The sequence below is a fragment of the Bacillus sp. UNC322MFChir4.1 genome, from assembly GCF_000746135.1.
Classification (GTDB): domain Bacteria; phylum Bacillota; class Bacilli; order Bacillales; family Bacillaceae_G; genus Bacillus_A.
Genome location: NZ_KN050811.1, coordinates 1 through 20,818, shown reverse-complemented (window position 1 = coordinate 20,818; position 20,818 = coordinate 1). Strand labels below are relative to the sequence as shown.

Below are 20,818 nucleotides of genomic sequence, written 5' to 3'. Positions count from 1 at the left end.
ATCAAAATGTAATTGTTGGAAAAAACGAGAAGGGCTGGATATGAATGATTGAAATTGTTAATGTATCAAAGAGTTATAATGGTAGTAAATTTGCAGTGAAAGATTTGAACTTAACAGTGCCAAATGGAGAGATTTTTGGATTTTTAGGCCCAAATGGTGCAGGGAAATCAACGACAATTAAGATGATCACAGGTATTCATTCTCTTGATAGTGGGACAATTTCGGTAAATGGAAAAGACATTGCGAAAGAGCCGCTTGAAGCGAAAAGGTTATTTGGTTATGTTCCTGACAGTCCTGATATGTTTTTACGCTTAAAGGGGATTGAATATTTAAATTTTATGGCGGATATGTATGATGTTCCGAAAGACGTGCGCCAAGAAAAAATCCGAACGCTAGCAGAACGTTTTAGTTTGTACGAGGCATTGTCTGATCAAATTCAAAGTTATTCACATGGAATGCGTCAAAAAATTATTATTATTGGAGTTCTTTTGCATGATCCAGATGTCTGGATTTTAGACGAGCCAATGACTGGATTAGATCCAAAATCGGCATTTATATTAAAACAAATGATGCGTGAGCACGCAGATAAAGGGAAAACGGTGTTCTTTTCAACGCATGTGTTAGAAGTTGCTGAAAAATTATGTGATCAAGTTGCCATCATTAATAAAGGGACACTTCAATTTCAAGGGAATTTAGCAGAAATACGAGAGCACTTTGAATCTAATGAATCTCTAGAAAAAATGTTCTTGGAGATGACAGAAAATGAATAAAATTTGGATGTTAACAAAAATATTATTAAAAATGAACTATGCTGATATGTTAACTGATAAGAAGAAGCGTGTTGTATCTTTACTTTCATTATTGGGTCTTTTGTTTGTTGGATTTTTATTTATAGGTCCACTTGCAAATGGAATGTATGTTGTATTAAAACAATTTAATCAGGAAAATTTATTGCTTGGCATGGGATTAGCGGTTGGTAGTATCTGGGTGTTTTTGTTAAGTATTACGACGATTTTAACAGTTTTTTATTATAGCGATGACGTTGAAATGTTATTACCATTACCACTTAAGCCAGCGCACATTATTACGGCGAAGTTTATTACTGTTTTAATTACACAATATGTGATGACTTCGTTTGTTTTATTTCCAGTCTTTATTGTGTATGGATTACAAAGTGGTGCATTTATTACATACTATGTTTATTTTTTAATCGTTTACTTATTTTTCCCAATTATTCCGTTAGTTCTTGCTTCGCTTCTTATGACACTCATTATGCGTTATACAAATATCGCAAAAGATAAAGATCGAAGTAATATGCTAATGGGGTTATTTACTTTATTACTAATTGTCGGTATTAATATATTTATACAATGGAAAAATAGAAATGCTGCTTCTGGGCAATCAGCAGCAGATTTTCTTACAAATAATCAGTCTTCATTTCTAGTAGAAATGACAAACTATTTTCCGACAACCTATTTTGGGGTAATGGCGTTAACAGAAAGTGCTTCGTGGAAAGGAAGTCTATTTTTACTTCTTTTCGCTGCGATTTCGTTAGCATTTTATGGTTTGTTTTTCTATGTTGCAGGTCGTACATATTTAAAAGGGGTTATTGGCATTTCAAATAGCACTGCGAAAAAAGAAGTGATTTCTTCTGAGAATTTTAATAAAGCTACTGTGCAAAATTCACATTGGAAAGCATATGTGAAAAAAGAATTTCGTATTTTGTTTCGCACGCCACAATTTTTCCTTAATTGTATTGTGCAAACTTTTGTAATGCCAATTATGTTTTTCTTTATTATTTTTGTACAAGACGGGAACTTAGCTTGGTTAAATAAATTTATAAAAGATAGTGAAACAACAGGTCTTGCGCTTGGTCTTGCTTTTTGTGCAGGTATGTTTTTAATGGGATCCAATGTTATTGCGACAACCTCTTTCTCGAGGGAAGGTCGTACTTGGTTTATCAATCGTTATTTACCAGTTAAAGCAGAAGGTGTTTTCTTTGCAAAAGTATTTACTGCTTGGCTCATTAATACGACTATTTTAGCGGTCTTTGGTATTGTGCTGATTATTGTAGGCGGTGTGTCACCAATGTTTACATTGCTTTGGTTCTTGCTTTGCGCAAATGGACTATGGTTAAACAATTTAATTGGCACACGGTGGGATGCACAAACAGCTGATATTCATTGGGATTCCGAACAAAAAATGTTTAAAGGTCGTTATACTACGCTTTGGAACTTTTTTGCGAATATACTGTTAGTCGGCATTACTGTAGGCGGAGTATGTGCGTTATATTTCTCATTAGGACTTGGAATGTGGGGGATGTTTTTAAGTATCCTCGTTGTTTTCACAATTGTAAATGTAATTGTGTCGCGTAGCTTGCAGCTTGGTGCTGAACGTATTCTAGCAAATATTAAATAAATCGTAAATCCTCTGTGACAATACAGAGGATTTATTTTATATTGCTATAGGAAAATGGCAACAAGTATGGGATCGAAGCAGCGTGTCTGACGGGATAGGTTATTGATTCGACTGAAGGATTTTATTGAGAAAATTTTATTTGTTATAAATAATAAAAAGGGATTTTTGGGAGTATATAGAAACTTATTTGGGAGGTGAAAATGTAATTTTAGGAGGCTTATTATGAAATTGAAAAAAATATCTATTGCTTCATTTGCGATTGGAGCGATGCTCTCCATTACAGCTTGCGGGACCTCAACAGAAAAAGATCAAGCAACTCAAACTAAAAAGGAACAAACAAACAATCAAGAAGAAGCGAAAACAACAAGTGCAGATCAAACAACTACGGGTAAAAACGAAGAAAAAGATTCAAAAACAACAAGTGCAGATGGGAAAGCTGAAACAAAATCAACGAATGCAGATCAAACAAAAAATGAGAAAACCGGAACAACTGAAACAAAACCAACAAACGGAAAGCAAAATGCTACTGTGAAGAGTGGGGTAAAGGAAGTTGTACAGTTAATAGACGAAGTGGACAAGCAATTGAAAGCGAATCCAAAACAAGAAGCTGTAAATAAACTTGGCAAGCAACTTACTGATAAATGGGATGTAGTTGAGAAAGAAGTGGAAACAAAGCATGCAACCGATTATAAAACAATTGAGCAAAATTTATATCCACTCATTGTTGAAATGGGAAAACAAAAACAAGACTTAAAGAAGCTAAAGTCATTAACGACGAAAACTAAGCAAGATTTAAATCAATTTTTGAATAAGCTTTAATAAAAAATGAATGCAAAATTAAATCTTATCTTATATATAGCCTATGTAATAGAAGGAGAAACGTAGAAGCAGTATACGTTTCTCCTTTTATAATTAGTTAGATCGATTCAATTAACGACGTATATATTGTTTGAAAGTTCCATTTTCAATAGAAGCAAGAGGAATCGTTTGTTCTGTTCCTTCCTTCATATTTCGTAAAACAGCTACATCGTTATTTATCTCTTCTTCACCGATAATAAGTACATACGGAATGTTTTCTTTATTTGCATAGTTAAGGGCTCGCTTTAGTTTACGATTTGCCAGTTCAAGTTCTATCTTTAAACTTTCGTTTGTTCGCAATGTGTGAGCAATTTTTAGACAATTTTCCTGTGTTCCAAGCGGAATAATAAAGATATCGATAGAAGGGGAGACTCGTTCTTTTTGGACAAGAGCGGTATAGATGACATCTAAACCGAACGAGATTCCAACTGTTGGATAAGATTTATTATCATTTCGAAGTGCACCGATAATGTAATCATAGCGCCCCCCACTACCTATGCTAGAAGTAATACTGCCATCTGCTAAAAAAATTTCATAAATCGTTCCAGTATACATTGTGAGTCCTCTTGCAAGAAAAGGAGAGAACGTTGTATTACGTTGAATGCCAAGTGCCACCAAGTATTGCCTAAGTTCTTGAAGTTCAGTAACTCCTTCTTTAACAAGAGAATTTGGGAACATTTTATCAAATTCAGAAAGTGGCATAGACATACATGTTTCTAACGTCTTACATAACATATCAATCGTTTCACTTTGTATTTCTCGATTCATTAAATCATTTCTTACACCGTCAATACCGATTTTCTCAAGTTTATCTACAGATAAAATAACATCTTGTAACTGTGATTCAGGGATTTGAATTGCTTGTAACAACCCTGTTAATAGTTTTCGATTATTATATTAAATGGTTACGTCTAAGTTTAATTTGTTAAAAATGTCAAGAGCCATTACCATTAATTCTGCTTCTGCTAAGATAGATTCAGCGCCAACAATATCGACATCACACTGTACAAACTCTCGAACTCTTCCTGGTTTAATTGGGCCATTACGAAATACTTTCCCAATTTCATAACGTTTAAAAGGGAGACGAATTTCTGGATTCATTGCGACGACTTTTGCAAAGGGAATGGTTAAATCATAACGCAATGCAAGTTCACGATTCCCTTGATCTTGAAGCGTGTACATCTCCTTTAAAATTTCAGATCCTCCCCCGTATTTATAAGCCATCAAATCATACATGTTCAAAATAGGTGTTTCTAGCGGTTTGCAGCCATAGGCCTCAAATATTTCTTCACAAGTCCGTTTAATTGTATTGCGCAGCATTTGTTCTTCTGGTAAATAGTCTTTTGTCCCTTTTACATTTTGCAAGTTCATATTTATCACTCCTTTTTAAAATAAAAAAAGCTATGCAGGTATGAAAATACCCACATAGCTTTATAATCGCTTCGTGGGTAAACAGGAATAGCCCTGTACCCACGAAGAAAAAATTTCTTCGGATACAAGGCTTTATGTATGATGATGAAGTTGGAAAGAACAATCTATTCTAAACATAAGCAATCTCTCCTATAGATTTTTAAGTAGTATACTACAAATTATTGGAATTATCAATTTTTATTCCATGCCTTATTAGTTTAGGGGGAAATGAATTAATTCCGATCTTATTAAAGGAATTTGCAAAAACGGAAGCACCAAAAGGATTTATATTTTCAATAATCCCTCCATTTCTTATTGTTATTTCTGTTTCTATTAGTATAATTATTGCGATTTTTTCCGGACTAAGGCCGGCAATAAAAGCAACGAATATTAATGTGTTATCAGCAATTCGCCGAGAAATGTAAACAAAACCTGTCTCATCTATTGAGACAGGTTTTGTTATGAAGTAATGGAAGTAGGTGTTGCGTTACTAATTTTGATTAGGTCGGCGCCGTTCATAAAAATTTGTAATCCTCTTTTTCCAGCACTAATGCTAATTGGGTCTAAATTTGCAGCAGATTCGTCAATAAAGAGTGGATAAATTTTTTTCATGCCAAGTGGTGAAACACCGCCGCGTATGTATCCTGTTAATCCAAGTATTTCTTTCATTGCAACCATTTCAACTTTTTTATTTTTACTTGCAGATGCTAACGCTTTTAAATTAAGCTCTTTATGCGAAGGGATACAAGCCATAATTACCCCGGTTTTATCGCCGCGAAGGACGAGTGTTTTAAAGACCTGTTCTAATTGCAAATGAACTTGCTCAGCGACATGTTTTGCATCTAAGTTTTCTTCATCCCATTCATATTCGTGAACTGTATATGCAATTTTGTGCTTATCTAAAAAACGACAAGCATTTGTTTTACTACTCATGTTACACACTTCCTTTTTTATTTCTTCTTTATTAGTATACAAAATTTCGCCAATTAAGACAGGGAAAAGAAGAAAGGACAAGAATATGTAACATAAATCGTGAAAAGGAAAGAGGGAACATGATGTGGAGAACAACTGATCTTTATGATGCGAATGAAACAGAAGTACAAGTATGTAAGCCATTACTTCAATCGTATGGAAAGAAGAAGCAGTTTCATGGGAAAATCGAGACAGTAAAGGTTAAAGATGATAACGTACTCGTAAAAATGGCGCTAGAGATGGTACCAGAGGGAACGGTATTAGTTGTAGATGGAGAAGGTTCAACAAATTGTGCATTACTTGGTGATAACTTAGCAAACATAGCAAGGCAGCGGAATTTAGCAGGCATAATTATTTATGGATGCGTTCGTGATTGTGCGGAGCTTCGGAATATCGAACTTGGCATTTTAGCGATTGCAACGATGCCAAAGCGAAGTGTGAAAGAAGGGAAGGGAGAAACAAATATTCCAGTGTCTTTTGGCGGAGTTTCATGGATTCCAGGAAATTATGTTTATGTTGACGAAGATGGTGTAATTGTATGTAAAACAGAAATTCATCAGTAGGAAATAATATAAGAAAGCAACAGAAGTGCTAAATGTGTTTATGCGGCACCCAATGCAGTTTTTATGCGAAATTTCACTTACGTATATAGTGAATAAAGTTTTCTTGTAAGGCATAAATATATACAGTAGGATCGCGACTTACATATTCGTTTGCCTTTTGAGACACCTCTTATTTTTATTATAAGAAGTGTCTTTTTTATTTATATAAATTCATTTTGAGGTGTAGAATTTGAAAATATGGAGGTATAAGGTTTATCATATCTGGCGAGAAGCCCCCCACCTCAAGCGCGCAAAGTGCAGAAGTGCACGGTAGGTGGAGGGAGTTCAATCTTGAGATAAAACTTCAGCTGTACTATCACATTGAAGCAGTGCATGTTGAACAGCTTGTAAAGATTGTTCAATGCGTTGACGATTATCTGATTTCTCAACTGTTTGTAAGGCATTTTGTAAACAATTCTTTGCTTCGTGTAATGCTTGACAAGAATCTTGAACGTGACCACGTGCATTTTTTTGCATGACTGTGCCTCCTTTGGTCTTTTACATTTTTAGTATGAACAAAATGGAATAAAATATCAGCGCACTTCAAAAAACAAATCCTGATTATTATGATGAGAATTGCCTTTTTTGGCTGTGTTCATTATAGTAAAAGATAAAGTGAATATTTTCTTATCCAGAGAGGTGGAGGGACTGGCCCAATGAAACCCAGCAACCGCGATGCAGGTGCTAATTCCAGCAGAACAGTTTTGTTCTGAAAGATAAGAAGGAAGAGATATAATCCGCTTCTTCTTATCGAAGAGGTTTTTTTATTGCAAAAAAACCGATAATGAAAGATGGACAACGAGAAGAAAGGAGCAAGCATACGATGACACTTGAGAAATATATTACACTACGTAATGCGATTTATAAATATATGGAAGAAAAGGAAAAGCCGATTACATTATTGGATATTCAACAACATATTGCTACTGAACATAAAGGGGAATTTGCAAAGAAGATGTTGCAGCAATTTTACATACTGCGACTGCTAGATGAGTTAAAGTTGGATGGGAAAATTACTTTAGCAGAGCAACATGAATGTATAGATGATAAGGGGATTTACTACATGGTAAAATAACATAGAGGGAGTTATTCTCCCTTTTTTATAGTAATATTTGCTTGGAAATTCATTTTTTGAAAAGAGTTATGTAGATAAAAAGACTGTGTTATGCAGTCTTTTTACAAGGAAATGGTGCTGAGTGTGTAGTGTCAAAAAATTAAATGTGCCCCCGAAAGATGGGCGTTTTCGGCTAACAAATAAAAAAGACACCATCGCCGAATAGGTGTCAGTTGTTTTGTCAAAGAGGCTTGCCCTTTGACATGTATTAGAATAGCATGTGAGTATAGAAAAAGTCAAAAGGGAATTAAAGGAAGGTGTCGTTTGCAATGAACATATTAATTGTATATGCACATCCAAATCCATATAGCTTCAGCGGTGCACTTTTGAAACAAGTGAAAAATTATAAACAAGAAAAAAGAGAGAAATGGCTACAAAAGGAATATGAAAAGGTAACAAGATTATGAAAAATAGGGAACTGATCTGCAAAATTGCGAATGTATGTAAAAGAGAAGATGATTTGTTTTGCTCTTATCTTGATTGTTTATTTTGTATAAGGGAGAAAAGTAAGCAATATTCTAAAGTTAAACAAGAAGTGCGAGAAGGGTATCTTATAAGAGGTGTTTGTCAGAGAGAAGTAGACATTTTAGTAGAACAAAGTGAACAAGTTGCAGATTTGTATATACCTAAGGTGCTCCGATGGGAATTTTTACAGGGAAATGTCCATTATATAGAAGAGATTTGTTCTATGGTATTTCAGTTAAAACCGTTATGTTTTTCAGAAGAACAATGGGAATATGTAATTACAATTATAGAAAAGGAGCTGTCATAAGGCAACTCCTTTTCGTAACGAAAACTTCGAAAGTATAAACTTAATTAGAGAGCTTATTCTGTAAGTATTCAGCGATTTGTAAATACATATCACTATATGCAAATTGTATTTCTCCAGTATGATTGGCATTAGAAGAAAAATGAACGATAACCATATGTGCAGTTGGATCGATATATAACCTTTGTCCATAACTGCCAAGTACTTCAAATGCATTTTGTTCGTTATGGGAGATCCACCACTGATCATGATAAGAATATTCCTCACCATCCCCAACTGGGAGTTCGTATTGGTTAATTTGTTTAATTTCTTCAATTATAGAGTGAGAAATAATTTGTTTTCCGTCATAGACACCATCGCCCGCAATCATCTCCCCGAATCTTGCCATGTCTCGTGCGGTGGCATTTAATCCTGCACTCGCTTGTTCCACTCCGGTTTCATCAACAACGTAATAAGCATTTTCTTCTGCGCCAATTGGTGACCAAATACGTTCACTTACTAGATCTGTGAGCGATTTTCCTGTGACAGTACGAAGGACCCATGCAAGTGTTTCAGCAGAACCGTTATTATACGAAAATGTTTCTCCTGGAGCAGCTGTTTCATTTGCTTCTAGTAACATGTCATAAATTGTTGTCGGTCCATTATAGTTTTTGTTGCGAGGAAGAAGGTTACTTGCTAAATATAATTGTGCATCTTGATTATCTAATCCAGCTTGTTTAAAGCCGTGAGTTGGATATTCTACTGAAACTTGCATATCTAAAAGTTGTTGAATTGTTGCGATCCCAAATGGTGTTCCTTTTAATTTTTTTACATAAGTTTCTGCAGTTGCATTGGGGTCTAGCTTTCCTTCTTCAATAAGGGTATTAACGAGCAGTCCTGTAAATACTTTTGCTACTGATGCCATACCGTGCGGTTCGTTTTCTTTATATCCATGAAAGTATCGTTCATAAACAAGCTTTCCATCCTGTAAAACAATAAAGGCATCTGTTTTATGTTTTTCTAATAATTTCCGAACCGTTGTATTATTTTCATTTTCATCTGTAATATGTAGGTTATCTAAATCTCGCGAATTAGTTGGAATCGAGGATATATAATTTTGATTTTTAGCAACAACTTTTGTTGAAGCAAATTCGCGCATATGTGAATAAGACCAACGGAGACAAGGATCTTGTAACCAGTTTTTTTTCGTTACTGTTTGTCTGGAAGAAAAATTTTTATTTGGATTGAATAACGTAAATCCCATACCAGTCAATATACATACAAAAATCAAAATGATTAAAATGAGCGGGGATTTTTTTAGTCTCATAAAATTAGCCTCCTTCTAGTTTTATTATAAGAGATAAGCCTATTGAGAAGCAAAAAAAGGAGAGTAAACGTAGAAGTTTACTCTCTCTTATAGGATTAGGCAGATAATTTTTCTTGTGTTGTTTGTTTTTTGGACTTTTGTTTACGCCCATGAAGAAAATAGTAAATCAGTAATGTAAATGCAACAATAATCGAAGAAATAAAATACATATGCTGATAACTGGAATGTGCTGCGATAATTCCTAGTACGAAAGAACCGATACCAATCCCTGTATCAAAGAATGAGAAATAAGTAGCTGTTGCAGATCCACGCCTTTGATCTGGTGCCACACTAACTGCAATTGTTTGGAAGCTTGGAATTAGAGTTCCATACCCAAAGCCGATAAGTACACCAGAAGCTAGTAACCAAAACGGCGTATGTGATTGGCTTAAAACGAACATACCAATCATAAAGATAATAATTGATGGATAAATGAGGACATTTTCCCCAAACCGATCGAAGATTTTTCCTGAAAATGGCCTAGAAATAACAACTACAATTGCGTATACAACAAAGAAATAACTAGCAATATCACTCATACCAAGCTCTTTTGCATAAACGGGAATAAATGAAAGAATACCGCTATAGGAAAAGGAAAGTACACAACCAGTAAGAGCGATTGGAATTGTTGAAGGCTCAATTAAATCTTTCCATTGCATTCGTTTCTTTTCTTTATTGATAGCTGTTTTTTCATTTGGAATATTTACTAAAAGTCCGCAGAGAAAAGCAAGTATAGAAAATATAGAACAAAGGACAAATAACCCTGTAAATGAGAATTTAGAAATAATCGTTAAACCTAAAAAAGGACCGATAACCATCGGTAAGCTCATAAATACTCCGTAATAACCAAGTGCCTCACCGCGTCTATGGGGGGGTGCTACATCTGTTATGATTGTACCGGTAGCTGTTGTCGCCATTCCGAAGCCGATACCATGTAAGAAGCGAAGAGCAAGTAGTAAAAATAAGCTTTGCGCACCGAAGTACATTACTGTTGCGGCTAAAAATAACGAAAGGGAGATAAATAAAATCTTCTTTCGTCCTAAATCATCAAGCCATTTCCCTGTAAATGGTCGGCAGATTACTGAAGAAATAAGAAATACTGTTGCAGCAAGCCCCATTTCTTCAGGTTTTCCTTTTAATCCCTCGATTACATATACAGGTAAGGTTGTGATCAACATATAAAATGTTAAAAAGAGAAATAGACTACTCAAACATGTTCCAATGAAGTCTTTCGTCCAAAGCCTTTGACTTTCCATAGTCATCCCTCCAATTTTTAATCAAGATTTCGAATTACTTTTTGTAGTACATGAAACGCAAGACGAAGCTCTTCCTCGCTAATATCTTGTAATGTCTTTTTCTCAAATGCGTTTACTTCTTGCTGCCAACTCGGTATCATTGCGATTGCTGTTTCTGACAAAGAAATAAGCTTTTCACGTCGATCTGTTCCCTCTGTTCGAGTAATCCATCCCATTAATTCCATACGTTTTAAAGTACGGGTCATTGTTGGAGATTCGACATTTAAATATTGACACAATTCTGTTTGCGTGCAAGATCCAGTTTGATCTAGTCTGAAAATTACAGCCCATTGTGCACTGTATAAACCAGTTGGGGAAACACGTTCATTGAATCTCTTAGAAAATTTCCGAGCGGTTTGGCTGACAGTGTGAAAAAAGTGTTGTTTTTCGTCCATATTTTTTGCCCTTTCCAATTAGTTGCCTAGCTAACTATATCTGTTTTTTTCTAGATTGTCTAGTAATCTATCGGTTTGCTTTTGTAAAAATAAGTTGAATTTCAGATTGAGAACATATATTCTATGTGATATTATTAAATTAGAATTTTCTGTTTTTTAACGTGTGTTGTTGATATTATTGAGGGGGAAAGCGAATAATGAAACCTACCATTATGAAATCAGTGGCATTATCAAATGGAGAAACAATTGCTTATCAAGAAGCGGGGAATGGAACAGAGATAGTAGTGCTTATTCACGGGAATATGACATCTTCACAGCATTGGGATTTAGTTATAGAACAACTGCAAGATTCTTATCATATTTATGCTCTTGATTTACGTGGTTTTGGCTTTTCAACTTATCATCATCCGATTAATTCATTGAATGATTTTGCAGAAGATGTGAAGTTGTTTGTAGATGAATTACAATTGAAAAATTTTTCATTGGTCGGATGGTCAATGGGTGGAGGAGTTGCGATGCAGTTTACAGCAGCTTATCCGGTGTATGTAAATAAACTTATACTGGTAGAATCAGTAGGACTGAAAGGATATCCCATTTTTAAGAAGGATATAAATGGTCAACCAATTGTGTCTCATCTTTTAAAAACAAAAGAAGAAATAGCGAAAGATGCTGTTCAAATTGCACCTGTTGTTGAAGCTATAAAACAAAAGGATAAGCAGTATTATCGAAATGTCTGGAATTTACTTATTTATACGCATCATCAACCTAGTCCAGATCGCTATGAGAAATATCTTGATGATATGTTAACGCAGCGCAATTTTGTTGATGTAAATTATGGACTTGTAACATTTAATATATCAGATGAGCATAACGGAGTTGTAGCTGGGAACGGGGATATGAATCGCATTCAAGTGCCAACATTAGTTCTCCAAGGTGATCGTGATTATGTGGTGCCAAAAGTAGTTGGTGATGAGTTGGCAAAGCATTTGCCAAATGCAAAATTGGTCATGTTAGAAGATTGTGGCCATTCTCCATTTGTTGATTGTTTAAACGTGTTTATTAATGAAGTAAATACATTTTTGAAAGAGTAGCTGCATTGTTTCATAATGCAAATAAGAAACGTATCCTATAATAGGGTTGCATATGTATATATTTGAAAATTAGAATTTAAAACCTTTCTTCCAGTAGATGGAAAGGATGTAAGCTAGAAGTCTGGACTTCTAGCTTTATTTTTGTGGAAATTGAAAGTATACGATTTATGGATTAACCAGCTATAATAAAGGATGTGAGTTTAGACAAGGAGCGTAATGAAATGGGGAGAAGGTATACGTTTTGGATTATGGTTGGAATTGTTGCGATTTCTGGGCTTTCACAAGGTATGTTGTTACCGGCAATTGCAATGATTTTTGAGAAGGAGGGAATTAGTTCAAGCTTTAACGGCATTCATGCAACGGCATTATATATAGGGATTCTTGTTATTTCACCTTGGCTTGAGAAACCGATGCAAAAGTTTGGAATGAAACCCCTTATTGTAATTGGAGGTTTTATTGTTGTTGGAGCATTATTTGTATTTACGCAAACATTTTCTTTTTGGGTATGGTTTGTTCTGCGTTTTTTCGTTGGGGTAGGGGATCATATGCTTCATGTTGGAACGCAAACGTGGATTACGACGACTGCTAGTCCGCACAAGGTAGGAAAACAAGTTTCTATATACGGAGCATTTTTCAGTATCGGTTTTGCGATGGGGCCTTATTTAGCGAGTACGGTACAATACGGGATTGCAACACCGTTTATTGTATCAACTGTCCTTTGTTTAATAGGATGGTTATTATTGATCCCAACGCAAAATGCATTTCCTGATCAAGGAGAAGCAAATCAAGAAAGTGAAACATCTTTGCAGCGCTATAAGCAAGTTTGGATAGTAGGGTGGATTGCGTTACTTGCACCGTTAGCATATGGAGTGTTAGAAGGGATGCTTAATAGCAATTTACCTGTTTATGCGATGAGGAAAGGCTGGTCAGTTGAACAAATTTCATTTTTATTACCAGCATTTTCGATTGGTGGAATTGTTACGCAAATACCACTTGGTATACTTAGTGATCGTCTTGGAAGAGAACGGATTTTAACATGGACATTTAGCGTCAGTACAGTGATTTTTCTATTAGCGGCTATATTCGATGGTTATTATTGGCTTGTATTTATATGTATGTTACTTGCTGGTATGGTTATTGGATCATGCTTTTCACTCGGACTCGGCTATATGACTGATTTATTATCAAAACATTTATTACCGGCAGGAAATATTTTGTGCGGAATTGCTTTTAGTATCGGAAGCATTACTGGGCCTGTATTAGGTGGGCTATTTATAGAGAACATACAGTATACAAGCTTTTTCTTTTCCATTATGATCATAATGGCAGTAATATCTATTGTTTATGTGACACATATGAAAAATCAAGCAATGATAAGGAAAGTAGAAAGTAGGTAAAATAATGACAAAGCAATTAAAAAAGAAGAAATTTGAAGTATTGTCAGATGAAACAATTGCACAGTGCCTCGAAAGAATGGATAAGGAAGGATATACACCGTCTCGCCGCATGGAAGAGCCTATTTTCCATGAGGTGAAAAGAGATGGGAAAACGGTTGTAGAGCCATGCGGACGGAAAATAATATTTGAAGGAAAATTAAAAACGGTATAAAGTGCAACGCTATGTAAATACAAATTAAAAAATCGACATAAAAACCCTTTTTCTATTTAAGCGGGCGAGAGTATCTGGCCATGCATAGAAGCGGTCATGGCCTTTTTCTGCCACATGCAAGGTCTAAAACAGAGGGAGAAAGCATGTTGTATTCTGCATAGCAGCGACTTATATGTATAAAAATTAAAATCTATATAGTTTGCGTGGATTTTATATTGGAAAGCTGGCAAGAACGCATCGCTATTAAGCTAAAATTTAAATTATATTTTTAAAAACGAAAAAATAAAAATAATGGGCAAATTCAAGAACTCCATGCATATAATATAGCGAAAGGCCTTTCACCATTTTTCACCAAGGGGGCAATCACAATGAAATTTTTGTCTTACCTTACAGCAATTCTGGTGATTATTGGCGGTTTAAACTGGTTATTTGTTGCGTTAGATTTTAATCTGGTGGAAAAAATTTTTGGTTCTGTACCAGCGCTTGTTGATACCGTCTATTGGCTTATTGGTATTTCTGCACTTTATCAAATTTATGACCGGTTTTTTGCAAGTAATTAGCAATTATACAATTATTATTCAAAATGTTAAGCAGACGTGCTTAACATTTTTTTGTTTCAATACGAAGTAAAGAGATTCAGGAAAAATTACTCATGAGAACGGTTTCGATACTTCTTAGAATAAAATAGGAAAAACAATTTGACCGGGTATTTTATATGAGTTATAATTCAGAAAGTTTTAAAATTTATAAAAAAACGAAAGAGGGGAATAAGATGCATCGAGTATACAATTTTTCAGCGGGACCATCTACACTTCCTATTCCTGTTTTAGAGCAAGTACAAAAGGAATTATTGAACTATCAGGAAAAGGGTATGTCAATAATGGAAATGAGTCACAGATCAGCGGCTTTTCAGGAAATAATAGATGAAACGAAAAGTTTATTGTGTGAGTTAATGAATATCCCTGAAAATTATGAAGTCCTTTTTATACAAGGAGGCGCATCTTTACAATTCTCCATGATTCCACTAAATTTAATGAACCACTATAAACAAGCGGCATATGTGCATACGGGCTCCTGGTCAAAAAAAGCAATCGAAGAAGCAGAAAAAATGGGAACGATTTCGGTTGTTACATCTCCTGAAAATGACCGATTTACATCCATTCCAGAATTCAATCGAACACTTCTTTCTCAAGAAATAGATTATATTCATATTACAACGAATAATACAATTGAAGGTACGCGTTATGTAAACATTCCTGAGACAAAAGAAATCCCACTCGTTGCGGATATGTCTTCCAATATTTTATCTGAAGAGTATGATGTTACAAAATTCGGGCTTATTTATGCTGGAGCACAGAAAAATTTAGGACCGGCAGGGTTAACAGTTGTTATCGTTCGTAAGGACTTAATTGGTGCTGCTAATTCTTCTTGCCCGGCCATGTTAAACTATAAAACTTACAGTAAACATAATTCACTTTATAATACGCCGCCAACTTTCAGTATTTATGTAACAAAACTAGTTTTGCAATGGCTGAAAGCGCAGGGAGGCGTACAGGAGATTGAAAAAAGAAATTACAAAAAAGCAGCAATTCTATACAACTTTTTAGATGAATCAAGCATGTTCACTTCACCAGTACATACTACATATCGCTCTTTAATGAATATTCCATTTACAACGTCTTCAAACGAACGGAATGCATTATTTATTCAAGAAGCCAAAAAGCATGGTTTTGAAGAATTAAAAGGGCATCGCTCAGTTGGCGGCATGCGTGCTAGTATTTATAACGCTATGCCAGCGGAAGGTGTACAATCACTTGTTAATTTCATGTCTGTATTTGAAAAGAAGTACAAATAAGGGGATGAGAAAATGTTTCATATTCAAACGTTGAATCAAATTGCTGAAAAAGGAATTGCTACGTTTTCAAAAGAGAGTTATAAAATAGGAGAAACAGTTGAGAATCCTGATGGTATTTTATTGCGAAGCTACTCATTGCATCATGAGGAGTTTGCAAGTGATTTAAAGGCAATTGCCAGAGCGGGAGCAGGTGTAAATAATATACCAGTAGAACGGTGTACAGAGAAAGGGATTGTTGTTTTTAATACACCTGGGGCGAATGCAAATGCTGTAAAAGAACTTGTACTTGCAAGTTTAATTATATCATCACGTAATGTTGTAGACGGTATCGTATGGACAAAAGAGCTGCATGGTGAAGAAGTACCGCAACTTGTTGAGAAAGGGAAAAAGCAATATGTTGGTTCAGAAATTGCCTCGAAACGTCTTGGCATTATTGGACTAGGTGCAATTGGTGCTCTCGTTGCCAATGATGCCTTATCATTAGGGATGGACGTTGTAGGTTATGATCCATATGTTTCTGTTGAAACAGCTTGGCGACTATCGAGACAAGTGCAGCGAGCGTTTAGTTTAGAAGAAGTTTTTGCGACATGCGATTATATTACCTTGCATATTCCATTGGTGGAACAAACGCGAGGTATCATAAATGAACATGCATTTCAAGTAATGAAAAAAGGAGTTCGTATATTAAATTTTTCTCGCGGAGAGCTTGTTGACGAAGATGCGCTGGAACGAGCGCTTCATACGGGGATTGTGAATCAGTATATAACAGATTTTCCAAACGAGCGTGTACTGCAAATGAAAAATGTTATTGCAACGCCGCATCTTGGGGCATCTACATACGAATCAGAAGAAAATTGTGCAGTTATGGCAGCGCGGCAATTGCGAAGCTTTTTAGAAACGGGTAATATCCGCAATTCAGTTAATTATCCGAATGTAGAACTACCGTATATCGGAAAGAATCGAATTACAATTTCTCATCAAAATATTCCAAATATGGTTGGGCAAATTACGACACGCTTAGCCGAGCAGCATATAAATATTGCAGATATGATTAACCGTAGTAAGGGCTCTTTTGCATATACAATAATTGATATTGATAATGGCATTGATGATATTATTAAAGAAGATATTGTGGCAAATATAAGGGCTATTACAGGAGTCGTAGCGGTACGAATGATTGTATAATGCGAAGTTCCTATTAGTAGGGGCTTTTCGAACTTACTACATGTTAATGCGGAAAAGGAGGAGATTTTGGTGGCAACAATTAAACCATTTCGGGCAATTCGTCCTACACAAGAGCGCGCAAAAGAAGTAGCTGCTCTTCCATATGATGTACTCAATAGTAAAGAAGCAAGAGAAACTGCAAAAGGTAATCCGTATTCGTTTTTGCGTGTTGATAAGGCAGAAATTGACTTAGATCCATCTATTTCTCCATACGTTAACGCGGTGTATGAGAAAGCGAGGGGGAATTTACAACATTTGATTGAACAAGGTGTGCTTATTCAAGAAGAACGACCATGTTTTTACATTTATGAACTTACAATGAATGGTCGGTCTCAAACTGGATTGGTTGTTTGTACATCGATTGATGAATATATAAGCGATACAATTAAGAAGCATGAGCGGACAAGAGCTGAAAAAGAAATAGATCGTATTCGTCATGTTGATGTCTGTAATGCACATACAGGACCTATTTTTGTAACATATCGCGGGAAAAGTGAAATTGAAAATATAATTGCGAATTGGAAAATAATGCATAATCATGTTTATGACTTTACGGCAGATGATACAATTCGGCATAAAGTGTGGATTATTCATGAAGAAAGAGTGATTGCTACATTAATTAAACTGTTTGAGGGGATACCGTCATTATATATTGCTGATGGTCATCATCGCTCTGCATCGGCTGTAAAAGTAGGAATAATGCGACGTGAAGAGAATGCAAATTATACAGGTGAAGAAGAATTTAATTATTTTTTATCTGTACTTTTTCCGAAAGATGAATTAGCAATTTGGGATTACAATCGCATTGTAAAAGATATAAATGGATTATCAGAAGAACAATTTTTACAAGCGATATCTCAAGATTTTTATGTAGATAAAGCGGAAGAAGCCCCCTATAAACCAACAGAGCGTCATACGTTTGGAATGTATTTGAATAAGGTATGGTATAAATTGACCGTAAAAGAAAACAGAGTTGATGAAAATAATGTTGTAACTAGACTAGATGCATCGATTTTACAAGATCAACTATTGCATCGCATTTTACAAATTGATGATCCTCGCACAAATGATAGAATTGATTTTGTTGGAGGAATACGAGGACTGACGGCGTTAGAGAAAATGATTGATGAGGGAGGATGGGCGGTTGCTTTTTCAATGTATCCAACTGGAATGGAAGATTTACTAGCTATTGCAGATGCAGGGGAAGTAATGCCACCAAAATCAACATGGTTTGAACCAAAACTTCGCAGTGGTTTATTTATTCATTCGTTAGAATAGAAGAGAGAGCAATTTGCTTTCTCTTTTTTTCTTGCATATTTTGTACCTATCTTATAATGTAAAGTCGTACTGACTGATGGAAAGGGTTTGATATATATGATACATATTTTGTTGACAGATGATGATTTACATATAAGAGAACTTCTTCGTTATCACCTTCAAAAAGAGGGGTATACAGTGTGGGAGGCTGAAGATGGAAAAGCTGCACAGTCTATATTAGAGAAAGAAACAATTCATTTAGCGATTGTTGACATTATGATGCCGCATATAGATGGATACACACTTTGTGAAGAAATTAGAAAGTATTATGATATACCAGTTATTATGTTAACCGCAAAAGATCAGTTAGTAGATAAGGAGAAGGGCTTTTCTGTTGGGACGGATGACTATATTGTAAAACCATTTGAACCTGCTGAAGTACTATTCCGAATGAAAGCATTATTACGCCGTTATCAAATGCTAAGTGCAGATATTATTCAATTACATGGAACAACAATCGATCGAAAAAGCTATGAAGTACGTTGTCATGAACAAACTATTTTGTTACCGTTAAAAGAATTTGAGTTGTTATCACAGATTGCGAGTTATCCAGGGCGGATTTTTTCTCGTGAAGAATTGATTGAACTTGTTTGGGGAGTGGATTTTGCAGGTGATGAACGCACTGTAGATGTCCATATTAAGCGATTGCGTGATCGTTTTTCGAAACGGACAGATGATTTTCAAATTAAGACGGTACGTGGTCTTGGATATAAATTGGAGTTGAAATAAAATGCGATCATTATATTCACGATTTGTAATAATATCGATTGTCATTATGTTAGTTAGCAGTATGATTGGTTTTTTATTATCGAATGTGTATTATCATCTTTATTTGAAACCATATAACAGTGAAAAAATTTTAAAATACGCACAAGAAGTAAAACATTTATATGAGCAATCCGATGAACAAAATCGAGAAGAATATTTGAAATCTATTTCTAATCTCGGTTTTGAAATTTATGTAGTAAATGATCAAAAACAAGGAAAACGATATGGAAATGCATTTCGAAAAATTAACGTGAGTGACGAAACGATAGAAAGTGTATTAAAGGGGCATACATATAACGGGATTTCGACTTATCCAACAAGGTTATTTATAACAGGTTTTTTTGATAATGAACTTTTAAATAGTATTGGGATTCCAATTCAACATGATGATAAGCAATACGCTCTCTTTATTCGTCCAGATATACAACAGCAATTGGGTGAAATGCGTATTTTCTTTGCTGTATTATTATGTTTAATGGTTGGATTAAGTATTATTCTTATTGCAATTGCAGCTCGGTTTATTGTGCGTCCTATTCAGCTTTTTACAAGTGCAACTAAAAAAATTGCAAACGGAGAGTATGAAGTAGCTCTGCCAGAATATCGAAAAGATGAAATTGGAACACTGGCTGTTAGTTTTCGTAAAATGGCAAAAAGCTTAAAGGATTTAGATCGGATGCGGCAAGAGTTTGTTTCAAACGTTTCCCATGAATTTCAATCTCCACTTGCATCGATTCAAGGATTTTCGAAGACATTACAAACAAATGAGATGAGTGAATCTGAGCGTAAACATTATTTAGAAATTATTGAATCAGAAAGTAGACGTATGTCTAGTTTGTGTAAACAATTATTAACGCTTGCCTCTCTTGATAAAGAAGAGAGAGTTTTAGATAAGAAAACATTTGATGTCGGAAAGCAAATAAGAGATGTTATTTTTATGCTAGAGTGGCAATGGCGTGAAAAAGATGTCGCAATTGAATTGGATGTTCCGAGTATACAAGTGTATGGAGATGAAAACTTGCTCCACCAAGTGTGGACAAATTTATTGACGAATAGTATTAAATTCACAGAGAGTGGCGGGACCATTTCATTTGATGGAGAAGAGAAAGACACGGAATTGTGTCTTACGATTTCTGACACAGGGATTGGTATGAGCGAAGATGAGATTGACAAGATTTTTGATCGATTCTACAAAGTAGATGAGGCGCGAAATAGAACAATTGAAGGTAGTGGATTAGGGCTTTCGATTGTGAAAAAAATTATTGATCTTCATGAAGGAAGTATTACTGTACACAGTGTAAAAGGCGAGGGGACTACGTTTACAATTTACCTTCCGAAAAGAACTATATAAATACAAATAAAAAAACGAAATAAAACCCCTTTTCTTTTTAGGAGGGCACTGAAAAACTTACGTTTTTCCTTCCGTAAAACATATGTAAAACGAAAAAAGACGACTTTCCGTCCAATTTTGAACGGAAAGTCGTCTTTTTCTTATGCTTTTTTTACTTTTTTTCTTTCATTAAGTTCATAATTCGTTTTAAATTAACTGCGAATATGGCCATCGCCCCTTGCATTCGCATGCCAATAAGACCCGAGGAAGATGCCACATCATACCCGTGTCTATGTTTGAGTTCACTATTTTTCGCTTCAATTTTATAGCGCTCTTTTGCTTTTTCTTTGAACAGCTCGCTTTCTTGAAAAGTTTTTTGTTTACTATGTTCTGTTGAGTGGATCGTGACTGAATACGTTTTTGATTTTGCGCCTTCTTTATAACAGCCTT

23 protein-coding genes, 1 pseudogene and 1 riboswitch are annotated in these 20,818 nt (G+C 35.1%); of the genes and pseudogenes, 17 read left to right on the top strand and 7 right to left on the bottom strand.

Translation table 11 applies throughout. From position 1 onward, the window contains the following. The first annotated feature begins 44 nt into the window (after positions 1–44). The 3 genes from BR72_RS20710 to BR72_RS20700 all read left to right on the top strand — a co-directional run bounded on the left by BR72_RS20710 (position 45) and on the right by BR72_RS20700 (position 3,237). A complete protein-coding gene (locus tag BR72_RS20710; protein ID WP_035436461.1) occupies positions 45–770 on the top strand; it encodes an ABC transporter ATP-binding protein in 726 nt (241 codons plus the stop codon). After that, complete coding sequence (locus BR72_RS20705) at positions 763–2,418, top strand: putative ABC transporter permease subunit (protein ID WP_035436459.1); 1,656 nt, start codon at positions 763–765, stop codon at positions 2,416–2,418. The genes BR72_RS20710 and BR72_RS20705 overlap by 8 nt, the downstream gene beginning before the upstream one ends. Positions 2,419–2,640: 222 nt before the next feature. Further along, the gene (locus BR72_RS20700; RefSeq protein WP_035436456.1) at positions 2,641–3,237 is read left to right on the top strand and encodes a hypothetical protein; all 597 of its coding nucleotides are present in this window, start codon (positions 2,641–2,643) and stop codon (positions 3,235–3,237) included. Positions 3,238–3,348: 111 nt separating this feature from the next. On the opposite strand, the pseudogene BR72_RS20695 reads toward BR72_RS20700, so the two are convergent. Further along, positions 3,349–4,647, bottom strand: a pseudogene (locus BR72_RS20695) (histidine--tRNA ligase). Between the two features lie 221 nt (positions 4,648–4,868). On the opposite strand from BR72_RS20695, the gene BR72_RS20690 reads away from it, so the two are divergent. Next, positions 4,869–5,111: a hypothetical protein gene (locus BR72_RS20690; RefSeq protein WP_035436454.1), complete on the top strand. Its 243-nt coding sequence runs from the start codon at positions 4,869–4,871 to the stop codon at positions 5,109–5,111. Between the two features lie 34 nt (positions 5,112–5,145). On the opposite strand, the gene ybaK is transcribed toward BR72_RS20690, so the two are convergent. Further along, entirely contained in the window at positions 5,146–5,619 is a 474-nt protein-coding gene (gene ybaK / locus BR72_RS20685; RefSeq protein WP_035436452.1) for a Cys-tRNA(Pro) deacylase, read from the bottom strand. A 122-nt stretch (positions 5,620–5,741) separates the two neighbouring features. On the opposite strand from ybaK, the gene rraA reads away from it, so the two are divergent. Next, positions 5,742–6,221 carry a ribonuclease E activity regulator RraA gene (gene rraA, locus BR72_RS20680; RefSeq protein WP_035436449.1) on the top strand — a complete coding sequence of 160 codons (480 nt, stop codon included), beginning with the start codon at positions 5,742–5,744 and terminating at the stop codon, positions 6,219–6,221. A gap of 324 nt (positions 6,222–6,545) precedes the next feature. Here rraA and BR72_RS20675 read toward each other — a convergent pair whose 3' ends face one another. Next, positions 6,546–6,737, bottom strand: coding sequence for a hypothetical protein (locus BR72_RS20675; RefSeq protein ID WP_035436446.1), 192 nt, complete (start codon positions 6,735–6,737; stop codon positions 6,546–6,548). Between the two features lie 147 nt (positions 6,738–6,884). Further along, positions 6,885–6,983: riboswitch (SAM riboswitch) on the top strand. A 100-nt stretch (positions 6,984–7,083) separates the two neighbouring features. On the opposite strand from BR72_RS20675, the gene BR72_RS20670 reads away from it, so the two are divergent. From BR72_RS20670 to BR72_RS20665, 3 genes are all read left to right on the top strand, one after another. Then, positions 7,084–7,335 carry a hypothetical protein gene (locus BR72_RS20670; RefSeq protein WP_035437014.1) on the top strand — a complete coding sequence of 84 codons (252 nt, stop codon included), beginning with the start codon at positions 7,084–7,086 and terminating at the stop codon, positions 7,333–7,335. 308 nt (positions 7,336–7,643) lie between these two features. After that, positions 7,644–7,781, top strand: coding sequence for an NAD(P)H-dependent oxidoreductase (locus BR72_RS26525; protein ID WP_141771627.1), 138 nt, complete (start codon positions 7,644–7,646; stop codon positions 7,779–7,781). Next, entirely contained in the window at positions 7,778–8,146 is a 369-nt protein-coding gene (locus tag BR72_RS20665; protein WP_035436444.1) for a hypothetical protein, read from the top strand. The genes BR72_RS26525 and BR72_RS20665 overlap by 4 nt, the downstream gene beginning before the upstream one ends. 40 nt (positions 8,147–8,186) lie before the next feature. On the opposite strand, the gene BR72_RS20660 is transcribed toward BR72_RS20665, so the two are convergent. The 3 genes from BR72_RS20660 to BR72_RS20650 form a co-directional block, all read right to left on the bottom strand. Next, complete coding sequence (locus BR72_RS20660) at positions 8,187–9,449, bottom strand: serine hydrolase domain-containing protein (RefSeq protein WP_035436443.1); 1,263 nt, start codon at positions 9,447–9,449, stop codon at positions 8,187–8,189. Between the two features lie 95 nt (positions 9,450–9,544). Further along, complete coding sequence (locus BR72_RS20655; protein ID WP_035436441.1) at positions 9,545–10,744, bottom strand: MFS transporter; 1,200 nt, start codon at positions 10,742–10,744, stop codon at positions 9,545–9,547. 17 nt (positions 10,745–10,761) lie between these two features. Beyond that, positions 10,762–11,178, bottom strand: a complete 417-nt coding sequence (locus BR72_RS20650; RefSeq protein WP_035436439.1) for a MarR family winged helix-turn-helix transcriptional regulator — start codon at positions 11,176–11,178, stop codon at positions 10,762–10,764. A gap of 194 nt (positions 11,179–11,372) precedes the next feature. On the opposite strand from BR72_RS20650, the gene phaZ reads away from it, so the two are divergent. The 9 genes from phaZ (at position 11,373) to BR72_RS20605 (ending at position 20,389) form a co-directional block, all read left to right on the top strand. Further along, on the top strand, positions 11,373–12,269 hold the full coding sequence (gene phaZ / locus BR72_RS20645; RefSeq protein WP_035436435.1) for an intracellular short-chain-length polyhydroxyalkanoate depolymerase: 897 nt from the start codon (positions 11,373–11,375) through the stop codon (positions 12,267–12,269). Between the two features lie 221 nt (positions 12,270–12,490). Next, entirely contained in the window at positions 12,491–13,666 is a 1,176-nt protein-coding gene (locus BR72_RS20640) for an MFS transporter (RefSeq protein WP_035436434.1), read from the top strand. Positions 13,667–13,670: 4 nt separating this feature from the next. Beyond that, a complete protein-coding gene (locus tag BR72_RS20635) occupies positions 13,671–13,877 on the top strand; it encodes an NETI motif-containing protein (RefSeq protein ID WP_035436431.1) in 207 nt (68 codons plus the stop codon). 368 nt (positions 13,878–14,245) lie between these two features. After that, entirely contained in the window at positions 14,246–14,437 is a 192-nt protein-coding gene (locus tag BR72_RS20630; RefSeq protein WP_020061108.1) for a DUF378 domain-containing protein, read from the top strand. Between the two features lie 212 nt (positions 14,438–14,649). Then, positions 14,650–15,732 carry a 3-phosphoserine/phosphohydroxythreonine transaminase gene (gene serC, locus BR72_RS20625; RefSeq protein WP_035436429.1) on the top strand — a complete coding sequence of 361 codons (1,083 nt, stop codon included), beginning with the start codon at positions 14,650–14,652 and terminating at the stop codon, positions 15,730–15,732. A 12-nt stretch (positions 15,733–15,744) separates the two neighbouring features. After that, positions 15,745–16,917, top strand: a complete 1,173-nt coding sequence (locus BR72_RS20620; RefSeq protein ID WP_035436426.1) for a 3-phosphoglycerate dehydrogenase family protein — start codon at positions 15,745–15,747, stop codon at positions 16,915–16,917. Positions 16,918–16,986: 69 nt separating this feature from the next. Further along, positions 16,987–18,234 (top strand): DUF1015 domain-containing protein, encoded by a 1,248-nt coding sequence (locus tag BR72_RS20615; RefSeq protein ID WP_035436423.1) that lies wholly within the window; start codon positions 16,987–16,989, stop codon positions 18,232–18,234. 90 nt (positions 18,235–18,324) lie between these two features. After that, on the top strand, positions 18,325–19,002 hold the full coding sequence (locus BR72_RS20610; RefSeq protein ID WP_090997327.1) for a response regulator transcription factor: 678 nt from the start codon (positions 18,325–18,327) through the stop codon (positions 19,000–19,002). 1 nt (position 19,003) lies between these two features. Further along, positions 19,004–20,389: a sensor histidine kinase gene (locus tag BR72_RS20605; RefSeq protein ID WP_035436419.1), complete on the top strand. Its 1,386-nt coding sequence runs from the start codon at positions 19,004–19,006 to the stop codon at positions 20,387–20,389. A 151-nt stretch (positions 20,390–20,540) separates the two neighbouring features. On the opposite strand, the gene BR72_RS20600 is transcribed toward BR72_RS20605, so the two are convergent. Beyond that, positions 20,541–20,818 (bottom strand): transposase (locus BR72_RS20600; RefSeq protein WP_035436416.1); only part of this gene is annotated, 278 nt, incomplete at its 5' end.